Below are 16457 nucleotides of genomic sequence, written 5' to 3' on the forward strand. Positions count from 1 at the left end.
ATCTTCAGGAAATTGGAAAACAAAAAAGGAAAACCACAGAGGCCATAAGCAAACATCCTCCGCGAGGGAGGATGCTGTCTGGAACCGCTGTGGTGATTCAGGTATTGCGGCTTAGTGTAAAGACTTATGCAGGCCTTGTAAATCGTAGACATTCAACTCGTCGAGATAGCGCATGCCCTCGACCGCCGCTTCCGCACCGGCGATGGTGGTGAAGGTCGGCACCCGTGCCGCCAGCGCCGAAGTTCGGATGGTGCGCGAATCGGTGATGGCGTTGCGCTTCTCTTCGACCGTGTTGATCACCAGCGCGACCTCGTTGTTCTTGAGGATGTCGACGATATGTGGCCGCCCTTCCGCCACCTTGTTGACCGTGGTCACAGGAATGCCGGCCGAGAAGATGGCCGCAGCCGTGCCCTTGGTCGCCGCGATCGTGAACCCCATTTCGACCAGGTCGCGCGCAACCTGCACTGCGCGCGGCTTGTCGCTCGACTTGACCGACAGGAATACCTTGCCGGACCTGGGCAGCTTGACACCAGCGCCCATCTGCGACTTGACGAAGGCTTCGCCGAAAGTACGGCCCACGCCCATCACCTCGCCGGTCGACTTCATTTCCGGTCCGAGGATGGTATCCACGCCCGGGAACTTGACGAACGGGAACACCGCTTCCTTGACGCTGAAATAAGGCGGCACGACTTCCTCGGCGATGCCCTGGGCATCCAGGCTCTTGCCGACCATGCAGCGGGCCGCAACCTTGGCCAGTTGGATGCCGGTCGCCTTGGATACGAACGGCACGGTGCGCGAAGCACGCGGGTTCACTTCCAGCACGAACACCACGTCCTGGACGCGGCCGTCGATTTCCTGCTGCTGGATGGCGAACTGCACGTTCATCAGGCCAACCACGTCGAGGCCCTTGGCCATCAGCGAAGTCTGGCGCTTGATCTCGTCGATCGTTGCCTGCGACAGCGAGTAAGGTGGCAGCGAGCAGGCGGAATCGCCCGAGTGCACGCCGGCCTGCTCAATGTGTTCCATCACGCCGCCGATGAACGTGCGCTTGCCGTCGGACAGGCAGTCGACGTCAACTTCGATCGCGTCATTCAGGAAGCGATCCAGCAGCACCGGCGAATCGTGGGACACCTTGACCGCTTCGCGCATGTAGCGCTCGAGGTCGCGCTGCTCGTGCACGATTTCCATCGCGCGTCCGCCCAGCACATAGGACGGGCGAACCACCAGCGGGTAGCCGATTTCCTGGGCCAAACGCAGCGCATCGACTTCGGTGCGAGCAGTGCGGTTCGGCGGCTGGCGCAGTCCCAGCTCCTGCAACAATTTCTGGAAACGCTCGCGGTCTTCGGCGGCGTCGATCATGTCCGGTGAGGTGCCGACGATGGGCACGCCGTTGGCCTCGAGGTCAAGCGCCAGCTTCAGCGGTGTCTGCCCGCCGTACTGCACGATCACGCCGTAAGGCTTCTCCAGGTCCACGATCTCCAGCACGTCTTCCAGCGTCAGCGGCTCGAAATACAGGCGGTCGGAGGTATCGTAGTCGGTCGACACGGTTTCCGGGTTGCAGTTGACCATGATGGTTTCATAGCCATCCTCGCGCATCGCCAGCGCCGCATGCACGCAGCAATAGTCGAATTCGATGCCTTGCCCGATCCGGTTCGGCCCGCCGCCCAGCACCATGATTTTCTTGCGGTCGGTCGGCTTCGATTCGCACTCTTCCTCGTAGGTCGAATACATGTAGGCGGTGTTGGTGGCGAATTCGCCAGCGCAGGTGTCAACCCGCTTGTAGACCGGGCGCACACCCAGCTCGCGCCGGCGATTGCGAACCTCGGTATCGGTCGTTTTCAGCAGATGCGCCAGCCGGCGGTCTGAAAAGCCTTTCTGCTTCAGCTTGAACAGCAAGTTCTTGTCCAGCTCCGGCAGCGTCTGCTCGTCGAGCCACAGTTCGATGTCGACAATCTCCTTGATCTGCGACAGGAACCATGGATCGATATGGGTCAGCTGTTGCACTTCCTCCAGCGAGAAGCCCTGGGCGAATGCATCGCCGACGTACCAGATGCGCTCCGGCCCCGGCTCGCCGAGCTCTTCCTCGATGACCTGGCGGTCGGTGGTTTTTTCATTCATGCCGTCAACGCCGACTTCGAGGCCGCGCAGCGCTTTCTGGAACGACTCCTGGAAGGTGCGGCCGATCGCCATCACCTCGCCGACCGACTTCATCTGGGTGGTCAGGTGGCTGTCGGCGGCCGGGAATTTCTCGAATGCGAAGCGCGGGATCTTGGTGACGACATAGTCGATCGACGGCTCGAACGAGGCCGGCGTTGCGCCGCCGGTGATGTCATTGCGCAATTCATCCAGCGTAAAACCCACCGCCAGCTTGGCGGCGATCTTGGCAATCGGGAAGCCGGTTGCCTTGGACGCCAGCGCCGACGAACGCGAGACGCGCGGATTCATTTCGATCACGATCATGCGGCCGTCGGCCGGATTGATCGCGAACTGCACGTTGGAACCGCCGGTATCGACGCCGATTTCACGCAGCACCGCGATCGACGCGTTGCGCATGATCTGGTATTCCTTGTCCGTCAGCGTCTGCGCCGGCGCGACCGTGATCGAGTCGCCGGTATGCACGCCCATCGGGTCGAGGTTTTCGATCGAGCAGACGATGATGCAGTTGTCTTTCGAATCGCGCACCACTTCCATCTCGAATTCTTTCCAGCCGATCAGCGATTCCTCGATCAGCAGTTCGGAGGTGGGGGATGCTTCCAGGCCGCGCTTGCAGATTGCCTCGAACTCTTCGGCGTTATACGCAATGCCGCCTCCGCTGCCGCCCATCGTGAACGAGGGCCGGATGATGACCGGGAAGCCGAGATCCCTCTGCACTGCCCACGACTCTTCCAGGGTATGGGCGACACCCGAGCGTGCCGAGCCGAGGCCGATGCGGGTCATTGCGTCCTTGAACTTGGAACGGTCTTCGGCCATGTCGATCGCTTCCGGCGAGGCGCCGATCAGTTCGCAGCCGTATTTTTCCAGCACGCCGTTATGGTGCAGGTCGAGCGCGCAGTTCAGCGCAGTCTGGCCGCCCATGGTCGGCAGGATGGCGTCGGGCCGCTCCTTGGCGATGATGCGTTCCACCACCTGCCAGGTGATCGGCTCGATGTAGGTCACATCGGCCATTTCCGGGTCGGTCATGATGGTCGCCGGATTGCTGTTGACCAGCACCACGCGATAGCCCTCTTGCCGCAGGGCCTTGCAGGCCTGCGCGCCAGAATAGTCGAATTCACACGCCTGGCCGATCACGATCGGGCCGGCGCCAATAATCAGGATGCTGCTAATGTCGTTACGCTTAGGCATTTTTATGTTGCTCCATCATCGCGACGAAGCGATCGAACAGGGGGGCGATGTCAGTCGGCCCGGGTGATGCTTCCGGATGGCCCTGGAAGCAGAAGGCCGGCTTGTCGGTCAGGGCAAATCCCTGCAGCGAGCCATCGAACAGCGACACATGGGTGACGCGGCAATTCGATGGCAGCGTGGATGGGTCAACCGCAAAGCCGTGGTTCTGGGATGTGATCATGACCTGCCGGGTATCGAGGTCGAGCACCGGATGGTTGGCACCGTGATGGCCGAATTTCATTTTCAGTGTCTTCGCGCCGGTGGCCAAACCCATCAGCTGATGGCCGAGGCAGATGCCGAAAGTCGGGATACCGCGATCGATCAGCTCGCGAGTTGACGCGATCGCATAGTCGCAGGGCTCGGGATCGCCCGGGCCGTTGGACAGGAAAATGCCGTCCGGATTCAGCGCCAGCGCCTGGGCTGCGGTCGACTGGGCAGGCAGCACGGTAACCTTACAGCCGCGCTCCGCCAGCATGCGCAGGATGTTGTACTTGACGCCATAGTCGAACGCGACCACATGGTATTTTGGCGCATCCTGATTGCCGCAGCCAGCGCCGAGCTTCCACTCGGTGGTGGTCCACTCGTACGGTTCTTTCACGGACACGACCTTTGCCAGGTCCATGCCGGAAATTCCCGGGAAGGAACGTGCCAGTCCCAGGGCCTGCTCGACCGTGGCGTCTTCGCCGGCCACGATGGCGCCGCTTTGGGCCCCCTTCTCGCGCAGGATCCGGGTCAGCTTGCGGGTATCGATGCCGGCGATGGCAACGACATTTTCCGATTTCAGGTAGTCGGGGAGCGTCTGCTCCGCGCGGAAATTCGACATCAGCGCAGGCAAGTCGCGGATGATCAGGCCTGCCGCGTGCACGCGCGAAGCCTCGGAATCTTCGGAATTGACGCCGACGTTGCCGATATGGGGATAGGTCAGCGTGACAATCTGCCTGCTGTAACTGGGATCGGTCAGGATTTCCTGATAACCCGTCATTGCAGTATTGAACACGACCTCACCCGCGGTCTGCCCGATGGCACCGATCGAGTGTCCCTGGAAAATCGACCCGTCTGCGAGCGCTAGGATGGCGGGGACAGATTGTCCCGAAAGAAATGGCAGCAAGGGTAACTCCTGAAAGGTTACCGCCGTTGCGCCGCGTCGGACAGCCGTCGCGCCGCCGGCCTGATGCAGGCTCGAAAGTGGGCGCGGGAGATGTCGGGACGAGTGTGGGAGGGCGTATGCGCTACAGCGGTTGTGATTTGGCTAAACCTTGCAATTATAGCGCGTAAGCCCCCCTTGCAGCAACCCGAACACGGGTCGAAATGGAGAGTTTCCCTCTCGACCCGTCTCCTGCCAATTGATCAAAGGCCGAGCGCCGCTATCCCCGCCTTGCCAATCTGCACGTCCTCTGCCGACTTCACGCCTGACACGCCGATCGCGCCGACATAATGTCCCTCGACCACGATGGGCACGCCGCCTTCCAGCATGCCTTCGATGTAGGGTGCGCTCAGGAACGAGAAACGACCGTTGTTGATCATGTCCTCGTACACCTTTGTCTCGCGCTGGCCGAGGGCTGCGGTCCTGGCCTTGGCCGGTGCGATATGCGCGGAAATCGGGGCCGCGCCGTCAAGGCGCTGCAACCACAGCAGATGGCCGCCATCATCGACGATCGAAATTGTCACGGCCCAGTTGTTTTTTTTCGCTTCGGCTTCAGCGCCGGCGGCAATTTTCTTCAGGTCGTCGAGGGTCAGGACGGGCTTGCTCTGCATGGATGTTCTCCGGATTGGTTAGACAGCAGATTCTACGATATCCCGCAGCCGCAACGGTGAATGGCTTTGACAATACAGTCCGCCGTGCAATACATTTCGGTTTGTCATCACTGCCATCCGGCAACATCCGGCATAGTCCGGCAAAGTCCGGCAACAACATGCGCGATTTCCTGCTGCCACCCCGAATTGCCCGCCGCCTGCCGCGCACCGCGCTGGCATGCCTGCTGCTCGGGTGGTTGGCCGGACCTGTCCTCGCCCGCGACATCAGCCTCGATCCCGGCACCTTCGGCACGCCAGCGCAAAATGCGAGCAGCCGGATCGGGGACGTCGTCCTGCATGCGCTGTCGCTGGCCGGCTTGCGCTACAAATACGGCGGCACCTCGGCCACCACCGGAATGGACTGCAGCGCACTGGTGCAGCATGTGTTCCGGCAGGCCTGGCAGCGCGAACTGCCGCGCACCTCGGACGAGATCAGCCGTGCCGGCGACCGCGTCACTGCGCGTGAATTGCAGCCCGGCGACCTGGTGTTTTTCGATACCGCCAGCCGTCCCTACTCCCATGTCGGCATCTATGTGGGCGAGAACAAGTTCGTCCACTCGCCGGCCCCAGGCGGCGCGATCCGGGTGGAGGCCATGGACCGGGACTACTGGAAGAACCGCTACAACGGCGCCCGCCGCATCGCCGACATCAGCGGATCCTGAGCACCGCCTGCCGGCTGTCCCTTGGCAGCGGCGCGCCTACAGCCCCTGCTTTTGCCTCAACTTCGACTTGAGTTCCGGCAGTACACGGGACGCCGCGCGTTCCCCGGCCAGGATCGCCAGGTTGCGTCCGGCAAAATCACTGCCCCTCATGGCCCCCAGTTCCGGCCGGATCACGACATCGGCATCACGCAACTCGTAGTGGTTGATGGTCTGGCCCATGATGGTGAAAGTCTGCAACAGCATGTCGACCGTCGAACCCGACGGCTGGCCGTCCGGCTCGGCTGAAATGTTCACGGCAATCACGAAGTCCGCGCCCATCTCGCGCGCAAACCGGACCGGCACCGGCGACACCAGTCCGCCATCCACGTACAGGCGCTCGCCGATGCGCACCGGCTGGAAAACGCCCGGCACCGCGGACGACGCGCGTACCGCCGCACCGGTGTTGCCGCGCTCGAACAGGATAGGCGCACCGGTGGCCAGATCGGTGGCGGTGACGGCAAAGCGGATCTTCATCTTTTCCAGTGGCAGGTTGTGCACCGCCCGGTTCACGTAGTTTTGAATCGCCTCGCCCTTGAGCACGCCGGTATTGCGCGAAAACCAGGGAACGGCCCAGTCGGAAATGGCAGCCTCGTCCATTTCAAGCGCGAGCTTGTTCAGGGCAAAGCCGCTGTTACCGGCCGCATAAAGGGCGCCGACCACGCTGCCTGCACTGGTGCCGACGACGATGTCCGGCACGATGCCCTGCGCCTCCAGCGCCTTGATTACACCGACGTGGGCGAAGCCGCGGGCAGCCCCGCCACCGAGGACCAACGCGACCTTGACCGGCCGGGCCGGCTTGGCAGCAGCAGCGGCAGGCGTTGAATCACGTACCGGTGCGGTGTGGCAGCCGGCAAGCAGCAGCAGGGAAGCGATGATCGGGGGAACGAAAATGGGAGAAAGCAGATGACGCATGGGGAACCAACGGCGGATATCAACCCGGTATTGTAGCCCTGTCAGCCCCCGGCCATCGCAAGACGAGGATTTTGCGGGGACCATCAACCGCGCAAGAACGGAGCCAATTCCGGATTCAGGCCTTGCTTGCCGCCTTTACTGCCTTGACTGCCTTTACCGCCCGCCGGCGCCGTGCATCCTTCGGATCCGCCACCAGCGGCCGATAGATTTCTATCCGGTCGCCGTCGCGCACGATGGCGTCCAGCGGCTTCAGCTTGCCATGCACGCCGACATTGCAGACGGACAGGTCGACTTCCGGCATCTGCTGCAGCAACCCGCTGCCGGCAATCGCCTGCATCAAGCTGGTTCCCGGCTCGACAGTCAGGTCGCGCAGGAAGACGGCATCCGGTTTCGCATGGCAGACCTGCACGCGCACGCCCGGCCCGGGACTGGCAATGGCACTGCCCTGCTCACCCATACACCACCTCGGCCCGCTTGCAGAAGGAGTCGACGAAACTGTTGGCGATCATGTTGAACACCGGCCCGATGATCTGGTCCAGCAGACGGCTCGAAAACTCGTAGCGCAGGTCGAACTCGATCTTGCAGGCATCGGCGCGCAGCGGCTTGAAGGTCCAGGTGCCCTCAAGCTGCCGGAATGGCCCCTCGAGCAACTTCATGGTCATGCTGGTCGGGCGCAGGTTGGTGTTTTCCGTGGTGAAGCTCTGGCGTACGCCGTGGTAGTTGATCGACAAGGTGGCGACCAGCCGGTCGCCAGCCCGCTCCTTCACTGTGACTCCACCGCACCACGGCAGGAATTTTGGATAATCCTCGACCTTGTCGACCAGTTCAAACATCTGCTCGGCGCTGTACGCGACGAGAACCGATTTATGCACCACTGCCATTGCGCGTTGACCGTTTGTTAGAATGCGAAGCTTGCCATTCTAATCTACAGGCCCGGTTCTTCATTTAATGAGCATAGTCGACAACAAAAAAGCCTTTCATGATTACTTCATCGAGGAACGATTCGAAGCAGGCATGGCGCTGGAAGGTTGGGAAGTCAAGTCGATCAGGGCCGGACGCGCGCAGCTGAAGGAAGCCTACGTCATCGTTCGCAACGAGGAAGTATTCCTGTTCGGCGCGCATATCAGCCCGCTACCGACCGCATCCACCCATATCAGCCCCGATCCGGTGCGTACCCGCAAGCTGTTGCTGAAGGCGGAGGAAATCAAGCGCCTGATAGGCAAGGTGGAGCGCTCCGGCTACACCATGGTGCCGCTCAACCTGCATTTCACGCGCGGCCGGATCAAATGCGAAATTGGCCTGGCCAAGGGCAAGAAGCAGCACGACAAGCGCGACACCGAACGCGAGCGCGATATCCAGCGCGAGATCCAGTCCGCGATGAAGCAGAACCGCCGCTGACGGCGGCCGGCAGGGCCGGCCCTGCGGCCACGGCTCCGCCTTACTTGACCTGCTTCACCACCTGCAGCGCCGTTGCGATCAGCCCGCTCATGTCCGACAGGTTGGCAGGAACGACCAGCGTGTTGCCGGTTTTGGCGATATTGGCGAAGGCTTCGACATACTTGTCGGCAACCTTCAGGTTCACCGCATATTCGCCGCCCGGCTCGCGTATCGCTGCGGCAGTCTTGCGGATCGCTTCCGCGGTCGCTTCGGCAATCGACAGGATCGCCGCGGCTTCGCCCTGCGCACGGTTGATTTCGGCCTGCTTCTCGCCTTCGGAGCGCGCGATCGCCGCTTCCCGTTCACCGGTCGCGATATTGATCTGTTCCTGCTTGCGCCCTTCCGACGCCGCGATCAGCGCGCGCTTCTCGCGCTCGGCGGTGATCTGCGCCTGCATCGCGTGCAGGATTTCCTTGGGCGGCGTCAGGTCCTTGATTTCATAACGCAGCACCTTCACGCCCCAGTTCGCGGCCGATTCATCGATGGCGTTGACGATGGTCGTATTGATGTGGTCCCGTTCCTCGAAAGTCTTGTCCAGTTCCATGCGTCCGATCACGGAGCGCAGCGTGGTCTGGGCCAGTTGGGTGATCGCAGTGACATAGTTCGACGAGCCGTAAGAAGCCCGCATCGGATCGGTGACCTGGAAATACAGGATGCCATCCACCTGCAGCTGGGTATTGTCACGCGTGATGCAGACCTGAGGCGGCACATCGAGAGGGATTTCCTTCAGGATGTGCTTGTAGGCGATGCGGTCGATGAACGGAATCACGATATTCAGGCCGGGCGCCAGCGTCGAATGGTACTTGCCCAGGCGTTCGACCACCCATGCATGCTGCTGCGGTACGACATTGATGGTCTTCAGCATGAAAACCACGGCCAGTATCAGGATAACCAGCGAAACAGTTCCGAAACCCATCATTCATCCCCCTTCTTGTGACGATTCTTGAAGATTCAGTATGGGGCCGATACCAGCAGGCGGCTGCCGCGCATTTCACGAATCACGAACGTACCGGGCAGCGGCTGCCCGCCCGCTTCCAGCTCCACATCCCATTGCGCGCCGCGATAAGCGACCCGCGCCATGTAAGGGCCAGGCGCGGCGCCCTGCCACTGATCCACATGGAGCGATTGCCCGATATCGATGTTAACGTTGGGATCGGCCGCCGCATCGACCTCCGCGCCCCTGCCCCGGCGTCGCAGGCGCAGCAACAGTACGCCGGTCACGCCAACGATTGCCACGCATAGCATCTGCAAGGGATTCGACAGGCCAGTCCATGCTGCCGCAGCGCCTGCCAGCATGCCGAATGCGAGCATCAGGAGATAAAAAGTCCCGGTGAAAATCTCCAGGATCACCAGCCCACCGGCCAGCCCCAGCCACACCATTGCATCGTTCACTGCCATCCTCCCGCGCCAAGAGCAATTCGCAGGGTAGCAAATGGGCAATGAAAGGGGAAGCCGAACGGAACCCCGCAAGCCGGTCAGCCGGCCGAACCGGCGCCGCCGACATGCGATCACATCATCGGCAGCCGGGTTTATCTCGCCGCCAAAAACAAAACCCCCGGCTGCACGAGGCAGGCGGGGGCCAAATCAGGGTACAACTTTTTTGTTGGTTATTACTTGAGACTGCGAGGCCGCGAGGCCGGCATCCGGCTCGATCGCGACTAACCGGGCTAGTGTAACAAACCGTTTCGCCGCGTCAAGCGTTTTGCCTTCAGGAGTTCTTCTTCTGCATCGCAGCCAGCGTCTGCCAGGTCTCGACCACCGAGTCCGGGTTCAAGGACAGCGAGCCGATCCCCTGCTCCATCAACCACTCCGCAAAATCCGGATTGTCCGACGGGCCCTGGCCGCAGATGCCGACATACTTGCCGGCCGCATTGCAGGCCTTGATGGCCCGCGACAGCATGGCCTTGACGGCCGGATCGCGCTCGTCGAAGTCCATGGCGAGCAATTCCATGCCGGAATCCCGGTCCAGTCCCAGCGTCAGCTGGGTCAGGTCGTTGGAACCGATGGAGAAGCCGTCGAAGTACTCCAGGAACTCCTCAGCCAGGATGGCGTTGGAAGGCACCTCGCACATCATGATCAGGCGCAGGCCGTTCTCGCCGCGCCGCAGGCCGTTCTTGGCCAGCAGGTTGACGACCTTTTCGGCCTGACCCAGCGTACGCACGAACGGCACCATGATCTCGACATTGACCAGGCCCATGTCGTGGCGCACCCGCTTCAGTGCCTCGCACTCCATCTCGAACGCACCGGCAAAGTCAGCCGCCAGGTAACGTGCCGCACCGCGGAAGCCCAGCATCGGGTTTTCCTCGTCCGGCTCGTAGCGCGAACCGCCGATCAGCTTCTTGTATTCGTTCGACTTGAAGTCGGACATCCGCACGATCACCGGCTTGGGCCAGAATGCCGCGGCAATGGTGGCAATGCCTTCGGCCAGCTTGTCGACGTAAAAAGCGCTCGGCGAAGCGTGCCCGCGGGCGACCGATTCGACCGCTTTTTTCAGGTCCGGGTCGATGTTCGGGTACTCGAGGATCGCCCTCGGATGCACGCCGATGTTGTTGTTGATGATGAACTCCAGGCGGGCCAGGCCGACACCGTGGTTGGGGATCGACTGGAAGTCGAATGCCAGCTGCGGGTTGCCGATGTTCATCGTGATCTTCAGCGGCAGTTCCGGCATTTCGCCGCGGGTAACCTCGGTCACCTCGGTTTCCAGCAAACCGTCGTAGATCCGGCCCTCGTCGCCTTCGGCGCAGGAGACCGTCACCAGGGTGCCATCCTTCAGCAGTTCGGTCGCATGGCCGCAGCCGACGACGGCCGGCACGCCCAGTTCGCGGGCGATGATCGCCGCGTGGCAGGTCCGCCCGCCGCGATTGGTAATGATGGCAGCAGCCCGCTTCATCACCGGCTCCCAGTTCGGGTCGGTCATGTCGGCAACCAGCACGTCGCCCGGCTGCACACGCTCCATCTCGCTGGGATCGTGAATCACGCGCACCGGACCGGCGCCGATCTTCTGGCCGATCGCCCGGCCGGAGACCAGCACCGTGCCGCTGCTTTTCAGCTTGAAGCGTTGCTGCGAATCGCCCGCCTTGTGTTGCGACTTCACGGTCTCCGGACGCGCCTGCAAGATGTACAGCTTGCCATCGGCGCCGTCACGGCCCCACTCGATGTCCATCGGGCGGTCATAGTGTTTCTCGATGATGACGGCGTATTTCGCCAGTTCGACCACTTCGGCGTCGGTCAGCGAATAGCGGTTGCGCTGCTCGATTGGCACGTCGACGGTGCGCACCGATTTGCCGGCCTGGGTTTCGCCGGTGAATTCCATCTTGATCAGCTTGGACCCGATATTGCGGCGGATGATCGGCAGCTTGCCCTGCGCCAGCATTGGCTTGTGGACGTAGAACTCGTCCGGATTCACCGCGCCCTGGACCACGGTCTCGCCGAGGCCGTAGCTGGAGGTGATGAACACGACGTCCTCGAAACCGGATTCGGTATCGATGGTGAACATGACACCGGCGGCGCCAAGATCGGAACGCACCATGCGTTGCACACCTGCAGACAAGGCAACTTCAGCGTGGGTATAGCCCTTGTGGACGCGGTACGAGATCGCGCGATCGTTGTACAGCGAGGCAAACACATGCTTGATCGCTTCCAGGATGTGGTCGATGCCGACCACATTGAGGAAGGTTTCCTGCTGGCCTGCGAACGACGCGTCAGGCATGTCCTCCGCCGTTGCCGACGAACGGACAGCAAATGACATTTCGCTTGAAGAATCGTCTACAAGCTGATGATAAAACTCGGTAATTTCTTTTTTCAGGCGCGGCTGGAACGGCGTTTCGACAATCCATTTGCGAATTTCCGCACCGGCCTGGGCCAGCGCGCGCACGTCGTCGATGTTCAGCGACTCGAGGCGTGCCTCGATCCGCTTGGCCAGGCTCTGGCCATCGCCCTGCTCCAGGAAATCGCGAAAGGCATCTGCAGTGGTGGCAAAGCCGCCTGGCACACGCACACCGGCGTGGGCCAGCTGGCTGATCATTTCACCCAGCGAAGCGTTCTTGCCGCCGACCGATTCGACATCGGTCATGCGCAGATCTTCGAACGGAGCGACGTAAGTCGCCCCCGGGGTGATCCCCGAAATTGATGCATTGGTCATGACTACCTCTGTTTTGATGATAAGAAATCTGCGGGCATGCTCCAGTGGCGCGCGCAATCCGGGCAGTCGCTTGCTTCTTATTATTCTTGCTAAGATGCGCTGGGCTGCTCACTGGGGATATCCTGTGTGTTGTCTGCTGCGGCCGGGGTTCGGCAGTAATCGCGAACCGGGCTGCGAAGCCCGATATTTTACAGGCTGCAAAACGTTTTGCCGAAGTTTTGCCAATTCACCACCGATCATTTATCTATTCAAGAGGCAATAATGCCAGTTTCACAACAGCCCGAATCCAGTGCGTCTGCCCGCACGGTGTTTTTTGTTTCGGACGGCACCGGCATCACGGCCGAGACTTTCGGGCATTCCGTACTGACCCAGTTCGACCTGCGTTTTCGCCAGATCCGCCTGCCTTTCATAGACACCCTTGAAAAGGCCCACGATGCGGTCCGAAAGATCAACGATACTTTCGCGGCCGACGGCAAGCGCCCGATCGTGTTTTCCACGCTGGTAAAAGCCGAGCTCTCGGTGGTGGTGCGCAAGTCCAATGGCATGCACATGGACCTGATCCAGACTTTCGTCGAGCCGCTGGAACAGGAACTGGGAGTCAAGTCGACCCATACAATAGGTCGCAGCCACAACATCGCCGACTCCGACGAATACAAGAACCGGATCGAGGCAATCAACTTCTCGCTGGCTCACGACGACGGTCAGTCGCACAAGAACCTGGCGGCGGCAGACGTCATCCTGGTCGGCGTGTCACGCTCCGGAAAGACCCCGACCAGTCTCTACCTGGCGATGCAGTACGGCATCAAGGCGGCGAACTACCCGCTGATCCCGGAAGATTTCGAGCGTGGCCGCCTGCCGAGCGGCCTGATTCCGTACAAGAAGAAGATTTTCGGCTTGTCGATCACTCCCGAGCGGCTGGCCGAGGTCCGCAACGAACGCCGCCCCGGCAGCAAGTATGCGGCACTGGCAAACTGCCGTTACGAGGTCAACGAGGCCGAGGACATGATGCGGCGCGAAGGGATACGCTGGATGTCGTCGACCCTCAAATCAATCGAGGAAATCGCGGCCACGATCCTGCAGGAAATCAAGCACGAAAACGGCATCTACTAGATCAAGGCCCCTGCCGCCGGCAGGGAACCTTTGCCGTTGGCCATCGTCTGTTCCTTTTGAAGGGAGCGACGCGTATGGACCTGGTGCTGATCGAAATCGTGCTGTGGGTCGGCCTGGCATTTTTTTTCTGGGCGCTGCGCGACAACCTGGGCAAGGTCGAAGCCGAACTGCAGGATGCGAAGGCATTGAAATCGCGCGAGCTCGCAGCCCTCGCCCGGTCGCGCCGCTTCGTCCGGCCCGAGCGGCTCAGCGAGCCCATCGGCCACTACCGGGACGCCGTGATTCACCGGATCATGAGCGTCGATGGCCACGAATACCTGTTCGACCATGTTTGTCCGCCCGAAGGCGAGGTCCTGCTGCAGCCGGGCCAATGCTATGTGGAGCCCGGCCTGGTCTATGCCCGTCATGAGTAGTGAAGGGCAAGCACGCGGCGGCAGCTCGCCTCCGCCGGATTGAGCGCCTTCATCGATTTACCCTGTTCGATTGAAATCACGGCGTTCACCGAGCAGCGCCGCCCGCGTCACCGGATCCTCGAGTTGATCGAGCCACCACTGCAGTGCTCTCCCCTGGCTCGTTTTTCCGCTCTTGCGCCAGGCATAACTGACCTTGAGCTGCTGCTCCGGACGCTCCACCCGCTTGACCACCAGGCGCCCGGCGTCGATATCGGGCTGCGCCAGGCAAGTAGGCAGGAAGCCAGCGCCCAAGGATCTGAGTTGCGCATCCAGTTTCGTGGGCATATCCGCCACGGTAAGCACATCCTGGCCGGTCTGTAGCCCGATCGAGAGGCGGGAGCCATGCTGAACCGAGTCGGCGATCGCTACCGCCCGGTGCTGTCGTATGACGGCGTCAGTCAAGGGCTCGGGGGCCTGCACCAGCGGGTGGCGAGGTGCCACCGCAAACACAAAGCGCACCGTGCCCAGCGGTTCCCGCTGCAGGCCGGTAGTGGCGCTGGCATCCAGCACCACGCCCAGCGCAAGGTCAGCCTGTCCGGATGTCAGGGCCTCCAGCGTGCCAGTCAGGGTTTCCGCCCGCAGTTTCAGCCTGGTGGGCGGGTTCAGCTCAAAAAAAGTCCCGCACAACTCCATTACGGTCGCACGGTCAATTATGCTATCCACCGCAATCGTGAATTGCGGCTCCCACCCGGTTGCCACGCGCTTGACGCGATTGGCAACCGCGTCAATTTCCGTTAGCAGGACCGCCCCCTCCCGCAGCAGTTCCGAACCGGCTTCGGTCAGTCTGGCCTGGCGCGAACTGCGGTCGAACAACAATACATCCAGGGCATCTTCGATCTGACGCACACGGTAGGTCAGTGCGCTGGGCACCATGTTGCTGGCGCGTGCAGCCGCCGCAAAACTGCCGGTGTCGGCGATCACCTGCAGCATGGCGAGTGCGGCAGGAGTCAATACGTCGCGAGGCGTGGGCATGGCGGGGGCACCAGGTTCAAATATTTTGAATATTGACATTGAACTGGCGCGCCCTGCAAGGCGTGGGCGACCGCAACGACAGCCTCGCCACCAGGGCGCAGGGAGAATCGCTGCCAGGCCGCCGCATCCTGCATTTGTCCCGAATTTCAGGTAGCCAGGTCGAACACAATCACCTCGGAATCGCTGCCATTTCGCAGTGTTATCAGGTTTTCGTTTTCCAGCAGTACGGCATCGCCAGCGCTGATGTGCTGGCCATTGACCACCAGCTCGCCGCGCACCAGATGCACATAGCCTTTACGAGCCGGGTCGAGCACCAGGTCCGCCTGCTCGTCGCCATCGAACAGTCCCGCGTACAGCCTGGCATCAGCGTGGATGGTGACCGAGCCTTGCGCGCCGTCGGGCGAGGCGACCAAGCGCAGTGCGCCGCGCTTTTCCGCAGCCGGAATCGTTTTCTGCTCGTAGCTCGGGGCGACCCCGGTCACGTCCGGCATGATCCAGATTTGCAGGAAGTGGGTGGTCTGATCCTTGACATGGTTGAACTCGGAATGCATGACGCCAGTACCTGCGCTCATGCGCTGGACATCGCCCGGCGGGATCCCCTTGACGTTGCCCATGCTGTCCTGATGCGCCAACTCTCCCGACAGCACATAGCTGATGATTTCCATGTCACGGTGACCGTGCCTGCCAAAGCCGGCGCCGGGGGCCACGCGGTCTTCATTGATGACGCGCAGGTTGCCCCATCCCATGTGGGCGGGATCGTAATAGCCGGCAAAGGAGAATGAATGGTAGCTCTTGAGCCATCCGTGGTCGGCGTAGCCGCGGTCTTGTGATTTGCGAAGGGTAAGCATGAATGGACCTCCTTGTTGATGGAGACATTATGCCGCTGCGCGCAAGGCTGGCGAGTTCTGTCATTTGATGACATCACTCAAAAAAATTGAACGGATGATTGCTGCGGACGTAAAAAAGCCCGCTCGAAAGCGGGCTTTTCCATCCAAATCACTCCAACTGCCCGGAGCAACCCTGGCTATCTGCCAGGTGGTTCTCTTTTCCAGCGTCTGTGACCCATGCTATCTGCGTGGTGTCATTGCGCGGAGCGGGCTTTCTTCATGTGCCGGCAAGCGGGAACGCCTGCTGCGGCCTTGGATGAATTTCGACTAAGCGTCAGGCTCAGGCTTCAGACTCAGGCTTCAACAGGACGGATGTTGACAGCTTTGTCGCCTTTAGGGCCGGTAGCGCGTTCGAACGACACGCGCTGATTTTCAGCCAGGCTCTTGAAGCCGGTCGTCTGGATGTCGCCGAAGTGGGCGAACAGGTCCGCGCCGCCGTTATCCGGGGTGATGAAGCCGAAGCCTTTGGAATCGTTGAACCATTTGACTGTGCCGGTTTGTGTGCTCATTGCTATTTCCTATTGTGGGATGGCTTGCGCCGGGACGCACCGTAATACCAAGAAATGTAACCGAAGGGAGTCAAACGGGAATCGCTCTTTTCAGAGCAACATATGAAAGAGACCAGCGAGGGGTACGACTTGATGCGAGTGCAGGCCGCAATATACATGGA

General features: G+C 61.3%; 16 protein-coding genes. 4 read left to right on the forward strand and 12 right to left on the reverse strand.

The genetic code is table 11. The features are described from left to right. Positions 1 to 111: 111 nt before the first annotated feature. From carB to FVE66_RS08590, 3 genes are all read right to left on the reverse strand, one after another. Positions 112 to 3342, reverse strand: a complete 3231-nt coding sequence (carB, locus tag FVE66_RS08580) for a carbamoyl-phosphate synthase large subunit (RefSeq protein WP_151446968.1) — start codon at positions 3340 to 3342, stop codon at positions 112 to 114. Further along, the gene (gene carA / locus FVE66_RS08585; RefSeq protein WP_151446969.1) at positions 3335 to 4489 is read right to left on the reverse strand and encodes a glutamine-hydrolyzing carbamoyl-phosphate synthase small subunit; all 1155 of its coding nucleotides are present in this window, start codon (positions 4487 to 4489) and stop codon (positions 3335 to 3337) included. The genes carB and carA overlap by 8 nt, the downstream gene beginning before the upstream one ends. A gap of 239 nt (positions 4490 to 4728) precedes the next feature. Further along, positions 4729 to 5136 carry a GlcG/HbpS family heme-binding protein gene (locus tag FVE66_RS08590; protein WP_151446970.1) on the reverse strand — a complete coding sequence of 136 codons (408 nt, stop codon included), beginning with the start codon at positions 5134 to 5136 and terminating at the stop codon, positions 4729 to 4731. Between the two features lie 101 nt (positions 5137 to 5237). Here FVE66_RS08590 and FVE66_RS08595 point away from each other — a divergent pair, with 101 nt between their 5' ends. After that, positions 5238 to 5837 (forward strand): C40 family peptidase, encoded by a 600-nt coding sequence (locus FVE66_RS08595; protein WP_241673096.1) that lies wholly within the window; start codon positions 5238 to 5240, stop codon positions 5835 to 5837. 36 nt (positions 5838 to 5873) lie between these two features. Here FVE66_RS08595 and FVE66_RS08600 read toward each other — a convergent pair whose 3' ends face one another. From FVE66_RS08600 to FVE66_RS08610, 3 genes are all read right to left on the reverse strand, one after another. After that, positions 5874 to 6788 carry a patatin-like phospholipase family protein gene (locus tag FVE66_RS08600; protein ID WP_151446971.1) on the reverse strand — a complete coding sequence of 305 codons (915 nt, stop codon included), beginning with the start codon at positions 6786 to 6788 and terminating at the stop codon, positions 5874 to 5876. 115 nt (positions 6789 to 6903) lie between these two features. Next, positions 6904 to 7245, reverse strand: coding sequence for an RnfH family protein (locus FVE66_RS08605; protein ID WP_151446972.1), 342 nt, complete (start codon positions 7243 to 7245; stop codon positions 6904 to 6906). Further along, positions 7238 to 7669 carry a type II toxin-antitoxin system RatA family toxin gene (locus FVE66_RS08610; protein WP_151446973.1) on the reverse strand — a complete coding sequence of 144 codons (432 nt, stop codon included), beginning with the start codon at positions 7667 to 7669 and terminating at the stop codon, positions 7238 to 7240. The genes FVE66_RS08605 and FVE66_RS08610 overlap by 8 nt, the downstream gene beginning before the upstream one ends. 67 nt (positions 7670 to 7736) lie before the next feature. On the opposite strand from FVE66_RS08610, the gene smpB reads away from it, so the two are divergent. Then, positions 7737 to 8186, forward strand: coding sequence for an SsrA-binding protein SmpB (smpB, locus tag FVE66_RS08615; RefSeq protein ID WP_151446974.1), 450 nt, complete (start codon positions 7737 to 7739; stop codon positions 8184 to 8186). 40 nt (positions 8187 to 8226) lie between these two features. Here the strand turns inward: smpB and FVE66_RS08620 are convergent, their stop codons facing one another. The 3 genes from FVE66_RS08620 to ppsA all read right to left on the reverse strand — a co-directional run bounded on the left by FVE66_RS08620 (position 8227) and on the right by ppsA (position 12366). Then, a complete protein-coding gene (locus FVE66_RS08620; protein WP_421829484.1) occupies positions 8227 to 9141 on the reverse strand; it encodes an SPFH domain-containing protein in 915 nt (304 codons plus the stop codon). A 35-nt stretch (positions 9142 to 9176) separates the two neighbouring features. Further along, positions 9177 to 9617 (reverse strand): NfeD family protein, encoded by a 441-nt coding sequence (locus tag FVE66_RS08625; RefSeq protein ID WP_151446976.1) that lies wholly within the window; start codon positions 9615 to 9617, stop codon positions 9177 to 9179. Positions 9618 to 9933: 316 nt separating this feature from the next. Next, the gene (gene ppsA / locus FVE66_RS08630; protein ID WP_151446977.1) at positions 9934 to 12366 is read right to left on the reverse strand and encodes a phosphoenolpyruvate synthase; all 2433 of its coding nucleotides are present in this window, start codon (positions 12364 to 12366) and stop codon (positions 9934 to 9936) included. A gap of 261 nt (positions 12367 to 12627) precedes the next feature. On the opposite strand from ppsA, the gene ppsR reads away from it, so the two are divergent. Beyond that, positions 12628 to 13476, forward strand: coding sequence for a posphoenolpyruvate synthetase regulatory kinase/phosphorylase PpsR (gene ppsR, locus FVE66_RS08635; protein WP_151446978.1), 849 nt, complete (start codon positions 12628 to 12630; stop codon positions 13474 to 13476). A gap of 74 nt (positions 13477 to 13550) precedes the next feature. After that, positions 13551 to 13889, forward strand: a complete 339-nt coding sequence (locus FVE66_RS08640; protein WP_151446979.1) for a hypothetical protein — start codon at positions 13551 to 13553, stop codon at positions 13887 to 13889. 57 nt (positions 13890 to 13946) lie between these two features. Here the strand turns inward: FVE66_RS08640 and FVE66_RS08645 are convergent, their stop codons facing one another. The 3 genes from FVE66_RS08645 to FVE66_RS08655 form a co-directional block, all read right to left on the reverse strand. Continuing rightward, positions 13947 to 14900, reverse strand: a complete 954-nt coding sequence (locus tag FVE66_RS08645) for a LysR family transcriptional regulator (RefSeq protein ID WP_151446980.1) — start codon at positions 14898 to 14900, stop codon at positions 13947 to 13949. Between the two features lie 146 nt (positions 14901 to 15046). Continuing rightward, positions 15047 to 15748, reverse strand: a complete 702-nt coding sequence (locus FVE66_RS08650; protein ID WP_151446981.1) for a pirin family protein — start codon at positions 15746 to 15748, stop codon at positions 15047 to 15049. 332 nt (positions 15749 to 16080) lie between these two features. Next, complete coding sequence (locus FVE66_RS08655; protein WP_151446982.1) at positions 16081 to 16296, reverse strand: cold-shock protein; 216 nt, start codon at positions 16294 to 16296, stop codon at positions 16081 to 16083. Positions 16297 to 16457 lie beyond the last annotated feature (161 nt).

Source organism: Lacisediminimonas profundi (genome assembly GCF_008831265.1).
GTDB lineage: Bacteria > Pseudomonadota > Gammaproteobacteria > Burkholderiales > Burkholderiaceae_D > Lacisediminimonas > Lacisediminimonas profundi.